Raw genomic sequence first — 3,463 nt, 5'->3', positions numbered from 1 at the left:
GGTCTCTCTCAGGTACTGAACTAGTTGCAGCGAGCCGTGTAGATCCGGCCGCGATGATCGCGATACTGGCAGTAGCCGTTGCGCAGGTTGCGAACCAGAAGGCCCGAACCGGCGCCGACGGCCGCGCCGATCAGCGCACCCTTGCCGCCGCCGACCAGACCGCCCACGCCGGCGCCGATCAGGCCGCCGCCCACGACGTCCTGCTCGGTCGTGGTGCAGCCACTGACGGCGACCACGGCAACCATGGCAATGATCATCTTCCGCATAGAATTGCTCCTCACTTTTGTCCTCACTTTTGGCAGTGCCAACAGCCATTTAGCACGAAAAAACGGGCTTTGCCTGCCCGATCTTACTGTTGTTTAAGATAGTCTTTTTCGGGGCGCTCGCTGTTTGACGCGACAAGCATGCCGGAAACCTCCAAAGACGCGACCAGCGTGCCGTCGGACCGCACGTTCCAGACGATCCGGTCGTAATCGTCCTCCAGCGCCGGATCGACGGCGAGGCACTTACCGATGATGTGGGGGGCCTGACCCCGCAGGTCGCCGAGGGCGAAAGGCCGTTCGGCGACGCAGGCCTCAGCGCTCTCGAAGACGCTGACGGGCACTTGGAGTTCCCGGCAATCGGTCATCGTGCTCGAACAGCCGACGACGAAAAGCAATGCGGCGATGTGTTCCATGGCTCCAAACCTCTCGCCGCAAACAACGATTCTCGGCGAACGAAAGTTCCGGGCCTGGATTTCAAGGCGTCGCGTCGAACGGATTCAGGCGACGCTTCAAGGTTCTATCTCGATCCCGCGCGGGGTCAGAACAATTGCCAGGCCGCGGTCAAGGCCACGGCCGCCAGAAGCGCGATCGCGCCGAGGCGGAGCGAAAGATGCGACGATCGCGGCGCCGGCGGCGGCTCGGCATCCTGGAAGCCGCTCATCGAGACGCGGGCGGCCTGTTCCAGCCTGTTCATGTCGGCAACCATCATGTCAGTCTCCCAGATCGCGCGCCGGGGCGCGGATGGGTGTCCGGCGTATTGTTAGCCGGAAGCACATGATCGGATTTTATGGTGAACAGCCGGTTAAGACGCTTTTCCGGCAAGGCTCGATTTTACCGCAATTCCGGACGGAAAACAGCTACGCACTTGGAATTGCTCGCGCCATCGGCGGCACGATCAATCCGTCTCGAAATTCCCGTGCGGGACGGTGAGACGGTATTCCATGCGGTCCTTGCCGATTTCCAGCGTCGCGGAGCCATTCAGCGACATCGGCACGACGCGTTCCAGCGCCACGCTGCCGAAGCGCTTCTCATTGCGCGGGGCGTCGCCGATCGCTTCGGTCCAGGTCAGCAAAAGATTGGGCGGGGTTCCGTTTTCGGGATGGAGCCGGGCGCGCACCTCGACATGCCCGTCCGGCCGGGACAAGGCGCCATAGCTCACGGAATTCACGGCCAGCTCATGCATCGCCAGGCCGATATGCAGGGCGGCGTTGGGATTGAGATAGGGATTTTCGCCCGTGAACCGCAGGCTTTTGGCCAGATCGCTGCTGTAGCGGCCGACCTGGCCCGATACGAGCTCCTGCAGCGCCGCTCCTCGCCAGTTGGAGGATGTGACCAGATCCTGCGAGGAAGCGAGCGATTGCAGCCGGCCGCGGAACCGCGCCAGGAAGTCGCTGAGCGTCTCCGTATAGCGTCCGGTCTGTGTGGCGATGCTCTGGATGATGGCCAGGAGATTCTTCGATCGATGGCTGACTTCGCGCAGCAATGCCTTCAGCGTCTGCTCGCGGCGTTTCTGCTCCGTCGTCTCCACCATCGTCGTGACGACGCCAAGAACGTCGCCGGCTTCCCCGCGGTCGGCATCGATCCAAAGCTGGAACCAGCGGACGCCCTGGCTTCCCGGAATGCTGAGCTCGAGCTGATCCGCGTTGCCGGATTCGATCACGCCCAGCTTGGCCGCTTCTATGCGCTTGGCCTGCACCGGCGAAAGCAGATCCTTGCCGTCGGCCGTCTCGGACGCCCAGGGCGCGCTCATGTTGCGCGCCCAGACCGTCTTCATCTGCCGGTCCTGGTAGAGAACCGAGATCCCGGCATTGTGCAGGGCGTGAAGCAGGGCCCGCCCCAGCTGCATCCCGCTCTCCGAGGGATGCATCGCTATCACTTCGCCGTTCTGCTTCTTGTCTTTCGTGGGACCCTCGGAAGGCATTGGAAATATATCCCCGCGCTCGGTCCTTGAACGGATCAATCCGCAACTGGTTCCGCGAGCCACCGCCCCCGCGACCGCAGAGGCCCCCAAAAACGGTCCGCCGGACGGTGCTCTTTCGAGGCGCCGTCCGGCGGTGGCTGGAAACCGTTTGAGGGGTGCGGCTTCCAGTGTCGCGGTCAGGCTCTCCTGAAGAGGCCGGCAATGAGCGAAATCACCAGGAAGGCGAGGAAGATGAAGAACAGAATCTGCGCGATGCCCGCCGATGTGCCGGCGATGCCGCCGAACCCAAGCGCGCCGGCGATGATCGCAACTACGAGGAATACGAGCGCCCAGTACAGCATGATGCGTCTCCTTCTTCTGTCGGGAAAAGAACGTGGCTCGGTGTCGTTTGTTCCACCATTTGCCGAAAAAGACGATCCCCCTCGAAGGGCTTTTCAAATCGCAAACGGGCTAGCTTCACGCGCGACGAAAAAGCCTCGCGTGGCGCTCCAAGAGCTTCGCTTCGGCAGGCTCAGGCGGCGGCTTTGGCCTGGCGGTCGAAGAACAGGGCCTGGCTGATCAGAGCCTTGACCATGTCGGGATTGAAGGGCTTTGTGACCAGAAAGGCCGGCTCGGGGCGTTCACCGGTCAGCAGGCGTTCCGGAAAGGCGGTGATGAAGATCACCGGCACCGGCGTCGAGGACAAGATCTCGTTGACGGCTTCGATGCCCGAGCTGCCGTCGGCGAGCTGGATGTCGGCCAGGACCATTTTCGGCCGCGTCTTGCCGAACAGGGCCACCGCCTCCGCATGTGTGCGCGCCGTGCCCACCACGCGGTGGCCGAGACTTTCGACCATCTCCTCGATATCCATGGCGATCAGCGGCTCGTCCTCGATGATCAGCACGTCGGTCGCCACCTGGCGGGAAATCTCGTTGCTCGCCTGGGCCAGCAGCTCCGAGAACTCTTCCTCCTCGACATCGAGGATTGCCGCCGCCTCGTCCTCGCTGAAGCCTTCGACGGCAACCAGGAGGAAAGCCTGGCGCGGACGGGGCGCGAGCGCATTCAGATTGGCCGCGGCCCGCTGCTCCCAAGCGGTCTGCGGCTGTTCCTGCGGCACGCGGATAGCCACCGAGGTGAACAGCCTGGCGAAAACCTTGTAGAGCGCGATGCGGTCGCTCGAGGCCTCGGGGAAGATATTGGTATCGGCGATGATGGCTTCCAGCATCGCGGCGACCAGCGCGTCGCCGCTCTCCTGCGATCCCGATACCGCCCGCGAGAAGCGGCGCAGGAACGGAAGATG

General features: G+C 63.3%; 6 protein-coding genes. All 6 read right to left on the bottom strand.

All coding sequences use genetic code 11. The annotated features are described in order from the left end of the window. Window positions 1–20 precede the first annotated feature (20 nt). The gene (locus EOD07_RS27270) at window positions 21–266 is read right to left on the bottom strand and encodes a YMGG-like glycine zipper-containing protein (protein WP_027166589.1); all 246 of its coding nucleotides are present in this window, start codon (window positions 264–266) and stop codon (window positions 21–23) included. A gap of 83 nt (window positions 267–349) precedes the next feature. Beyond that, window positions 350–676 (bottom strand): hypothetical protein, encoded by a 327-nt coding sequence (locus tag EOD07_RS27265; RefSeq protein ID WP_127237601.1) that lies wholly within the window; start codon window positions 674–676, stop codon window positions 350–352. Between the two features lie 125 nt (window positions 677–801). Beyond that, window positions 802–972: a hypothetical protein gene (locus EOD07_RS37830; RefSeq protein WP_164772578.1), complete on the bottom strand. Its 171-nt coding sequence runs from the start codon at window positions 970–972 to the stop codon at window positions 802–804. Window positions 973–1,158: 186 nt separating this feature from the next. Next, window positions 1,159–2,109 carry a sensor histidine kinase gene (locus EOD07_RS27260; RefSeq protein ID WP_245470515.1) on the bottom strand — a complete coding sequence of 317 codons (951 nt, stop codon included), beginning with the start codon at window positions 2,107–2,109 and terminating at the stop codon, window positions 1,159–1,161. Window positions 2,110–2,360: 251 nt separating this feature from the next. Continuing rightward, window positions 2,361–2,525, bottom strand: a complete 165-nt coding sequence (locus tag EOD07_RS27255; RefSeq protein ID WP_018429836.1) for a DUF1328 domain-containing protein — start codon at window positions 2,523–2,525, stop codon at window positions 2,361–2,363. A 170-nt stretch (window positions 2,526–2,695) separates the two neighbouring features. Beyond that, window positions 2,696–3,463 (bottom strand): response regulator (locus EOD07_RS27250; protein ID WP_245470514.1); only part of this gene is annotated, 768 nt, incomplete at its 5' end.

The organism is Mesorhizobium sp. M2C.T.Ca.TU.002.02.1.1 (assembly GCF_003997225.1).
The sequence above is the reverse complement of the archived record's forward strand: the minus strand, read 5'-3'. Positions and strand labels throughout refer to the sequence as shown.